The sequence below is a fragment of the Klebsiella sp. ME-303 genome, assembly GCF_007910085.1.
In the GTDB taxonomy this organism is placed as follows: domain Bacteria; phylum Pseudomonadota; class Gammaproteobacteria; order Enterobacterales; family Enterobacteriaceae; genus Klebsiella; species Klebsiella michiganensis.
The window spans coordinates 9,422-13,509 of sequence record NZ_VOJB01000101.1 but is presented as its reverse complement, the minus strand read 5'-3'; the positions used below and the strand labels follow the sequence as shown (position 1 = coordinate 13,509).

The following is a 4,088-nucleotide window of genomic DNA, read 5'->3' as shown; positions in this document are numbered from 1 at the left end:
CAGATGGGTGCTGTATCCCTCCGTGAGCAAGCGCGCTGGCTGGATAGTAATCACGATCTCGTTATCGGCGTGTTCGATAAGCTTGAGGAACGGGTGGTAGGTGCAAAAGGAATTATTGTTGAGCCCCACCCGGTACTGAATAACGGAAATATAGCGAAGAAACTTGCTGAACAAATCAGAGCGAAGTGGGCAGAATGGTCGGTCAGCCCTGAGGTCACGGGGCAGTTTACCCGCCCGATGCTTGAGCGGTTGATGCTCAGGAGCTGGCTCAGAGACGGAGAAATTTTCGCTCAGATGGTGAATGGCTCAGCGCAGGGACTTGAGCCGGTAGCTGGAGTACCATTCTGGCTTGAAGCGCTTGAGGCCGATTTTGTGCCGATGACCAATGATGAGTCCCTGCAACTTTGTCAGGGGGTATATGTAGATAACTGGGGGCGCCCGAAAAAGTACCTAGTCTATAAAAGTCTACCTGTTACCGGCCGTCAATTGGATACGAAAGATGTCGATGCCGGGAATATGCTTCATCTCAAATTTACCCGCCGTCTTCATCAGACCCGAGGGACCTCTCTCCTTTCTGGTGTGCTCATGCGCCTCAGTGCGCTGAAAGAATACGAGGATGCGGAGTTAACGGCAGCACGTATTGCAGCTGCGCTGGGGATGTACATAAAAAAAGGAGACGGGCAAAGTTTTACGGATGAGACCACCAAAGACAATCGTGACGTAATGATTGAGCCAGGCATTATTTATGATGATCTGCTGCCCGGTGAAGACATCGGGATGATCAAGTCCGACAGACCAAACCCTAACCTTGAAACATTCCGAAATGGACAATTGCGCGCTGTCGCTGCCGGTGCTCGTCTCAGCTTCTCCAGTACAGCCAGAAACTACGATGGAACATACAGTGCCCAGCGCCAGGAGTTGGTTGAATCAACAGATGGTTATCTGATCCTTCAGGACTGGTTCATCGGCGCAATCACCCGGCCAATGTACCGAAACTGGTTAAAAATGGCGGTAGCTTCTGGCGAAATTCAGCTACCACGTGGGCTGGATATGGCGTCGCTTTACACCGCAGTTTATTCCGGACCGGTCATGCCGTGGATCGACCCAGTTAAAGAGGCTAATGCCTGGAAAGCGCAAATCCGAGGTGGTGCTGCGACAGAATCTGACTGGGTGCGAGCTAGCGGACGCAATCCGGATGATGTGAAACGTCGTCGCAAGGCTGAAGTTGATGATAACCGCGAACTGGGACTGGTGTATGACACCGATCCTGCAAACGATAAAGGAGGCACCAGTGCCGAAGTCAAAGAACCGGACGCCCCGTCGTCCGAAAGCCAGCGCAAGAAGTAATTCGTGGTTTCGTATGCAGGCCAGCGCCGACAATCAGGTAGAAATCTATATCTACGACGAGATCGGCTACTGGGGCGTGACCGCCCGGCAGTTTGTTAACGACCTTAAAGCGCTTGGTGATGTGACCCATATTAATCTTCATATCAATTCGCCTGGTGGCGATGTCTTTGACGGCATCGCCATTTTTAATGCTCTTAAACATCATGGTGCGTCAATTACCGTTCATATCGACGGTCTGGCCGCGTCTATGGCCTCGGTCATTGCTATGGTGGGTAATCCGGTCATCATGCCTGAAAACACCATGATGATGATCCATAAGCCCTGGGGCTTTGCTGGTGGTGATGCCAACGATATGCGTGACTACGCAGAGCTTCTGGACAAGGTTGAGTCTGTTCTGATCCCTGCTTATGCAGAGAAAACGGGTAAGAGCTCCGATGAAATAGCGGCGATGCTGGAAGATGAAACCTGGATGGACGGCAAAGAATGCGTCGCTATGGGTTTTGCCGACCAGGTCACCCCCTCTCTTCAGGCTATGGCCTGTATCCAGTCTAAACGTATTGAGGACTTCGAAAAGATGCCAAAAAATATTCGCAACATGTTAACGCCGCCGCGAGCTACCACGCAACGCGATCCCCAGCAACCACAAGTGCAGCAGCCTGTGGTGAGCCAACCTTCCGTAATTGACGAAAACACCATTCGTGCTCAGGTAATCGCTGAGCAAAAGGATCGCGTTAATGGTATTAACAACCTCTTTGCGATGTTTGGTGGTAAACACGCCGAACTGCAGGCGCAGTGTGTAGCAGATATGGATTGTTCTGTCGATCAGGCTAAAGACAAACTGCTGGTGCTGCTGGGTAAAGATGCTTCACCATCGGCGAAAACCATGCCAGCGCATATTCATGCAGGTAACGGTAATTTTGTCGCCGATGGTATTCGCCAGGCATTGATGGCGCGTGCCGGATTTGAAGATCAGGAACGTGACAATGTCTACAACGGCATGACCCTGCGTGAATATGCCCGCATGGCCCTGACTGAGCGGGGAATTGGCGTATCCAGCTATAACCCGATGCAGATGGTAGGGCTGGCGCTGACGCACAGCACCTCTGATTTTGGCAACATCCTTCTTGATGTCGCCAACAAATCGATTTTGCAGGGCTGGGACGAAGCTGCAGAAACCTTTGAGCAGTGGACAAAGAAAGGCCAGTTGTCGGACTTTAAGACAGCGCATCGTGTGGGGATGGGCGGATTCCCGTCTCTGCGGCAGGTTCGCGAAGGCGCTGAATATAAGTATGTGACTACCGGCGATAAAGGTGAAACCATTGCTCTTGCCACCTACGGGGAAATTTTCTCCATCACTCGCCAGGCAATCATCAACGATGATCTGAATCAGATCACCGATGTTCCGATGAAAATGGGCCGTGCTGCTAAGGCGACTATAGGTGACCTGGTTTACGCCATCCTGACCAAAAACCCAAAACTCTCTGATGGTAAGGCGTTATTCCACGCAGACCACAAGAACCTGTCCACCGGTGCTATTTCCGTTAGCAGCCTGGACGATGCCCGTAAACTGATGCGCCTGCAGAAAGAGGGAGAACGATCTCTGAACATCCGCCCGGCATTTATGCTGGTGCCGGTCGTGCTGGAGACACTGGCTAACCAGACGATTAAATCAGCGAGCGTAAAAGGGGCGGATATCAACGCCGGGATTATTAACCCGATCCAGAATTTTGCAGATGTGATTGCAGAGGCCCGCCTTGACGAAGCTGACGCAAAAGCCTGGTATCTGATGGCGGCAAAAGGGACGGACACCATCGAAGTTGCGTATCTGAATGGTGTTGATACTCCTTACATAGATCAGCAGGAAGGGTTTACCACTGACGGTATCGCTACAAAAGTTCGTATCGATGCTGGTGTGGCGCCGCTTGATTACCGCGGCCTGGTGAAATCCAGCGGCCAGTAATCATTACAGTTCTGAAAACGACGCCCGGAAGGGCTTTTTTTATACCTGAAATCAGCCCTGTGGGGCTGACAGGAGACGTTATGGCTAAAAATTATGTGCAAGACGGCAAAACCATCCCCGTGAAAAATTCTGGTACCGAGGAAATTCTCAGCGGTACACCCGTTTCTTTAGGCGGGATGATTGCGGTTGCAATTACCGATATTCAGCCGGGTGATGTAGGCGACGGATTCGCTGAAGGTGTCTTTCTTTTACCTAAGTTGCCAGCTGATGCCGTGACCGCCGGGGAAAAGGTATATCTCAAAGCTGGAAATGTTCAGCTGGATGACACCGATGCGGTGTTAGCCGGGACTGCCTGGGAGGATGCTGCGGCAGGCGTTACCGTCCTGGAAGTCAAAATCAATGGCTAATGTCTTTGACAATATGGCTGGCAGGATGGATGAACTGACGGCGAAAAGGCTGGGCAGAACGGTGACTATTAATGGCGATGAGCATATTGCTGTTGAAAGTCACCTGCTGCCTGAGCTGGGGCCGGTCGCGGGGGATGGGATTAACCTGGTTATCTTCAGCGCTGGCTATCAGTCGGCGCGGGGAGATGAGGTTATTTATAAAAGTCAGGTTTACACCGTTACCCGATGGCTCCTCTTTAATGGTAAGCCGCAAATCTGGATTGAGGAGGTCACAGGTGACGATTAAAGGGCTGGAAGAGCTCAGGCAGAACCTGAGCAATATCAGTAAAAATGCCATTCCTCGGGCGACATCCCAGTCCATTAACCGGGTGGCT

The 4,088-nt window shown here is 51.6% G+C and carries 4 protein-coding genes; all 4 read left to right on the top strand.

The window, feature by feature from the left end; all coding sequences use genetic code 11:
- The coding region (locus FQK12_RS24135) for a phage portal protein (protein WP_261393155.1) at nt 1-1,347 on the top strand (1,347 nt) is incomplete at its 5' end.
- Complete coding sequence (locus FQK12_RS24130) at nt 1,292-3,307, top strand: ClpP-like prohead protease/major capsid protein fusion protein (RefSeq protein ID WP_041165272.1); 2,016 nt, start codon at nt 1,292-1,294, stop codon at nt 3,305-3,307. The genes FQK12_RS24135 and FQK12_RS24130, both read left to right, overlap by 56 nt.
- Nucleotides 3,308-3,387: 80 nt before the next feature.
- Nucleotides 3,388-3,714 (top strand): DUF2190 family protein, encoded by a 327-nt coding sequence (locus tag FQK12_RS24125; protein ID WP_014228572.1) that lies wholly within the window; start codon nt 3,388-3,390, stop codon nt 3,712-3,714.
- The gene (locus FQK12_RS24120; protein WP_014228573.1) at nt 3,707-4,000 is read left to right on the top strand and encodes a DNA breaking-rejoining protein; all 294 of its coding nucleotides are present in this window, start codon (nt 3,707-3,709) and stop codon (nt 3,998-4,000) included. Before FQK12_RS24125 ends, FQK12_RS24120 begins: the two co-directional genes overlap by 8 nt.
- The last annotated feature ends 88 nt before the right edge of the window (nt 4,001-4,088 follow it).

What these genes read in the sequence shown, in the direction of transcription:
- FQK12_RS24125 (WP_014228572.1), top strand. Translation starts at nt 3,388, where the DNA reads ATGGCTAAAAATTATGTGCAAGACGGCAAAACCATCCCCGTGAAAAAT.
- FQK12_RS24120 (WP_014228573.1), top strand. Translation starts at nt 3,707, where the DNA reads ATGGCTAATGTCTTTGACAATATGGCTGGCAGGATGGATGAACTGACG.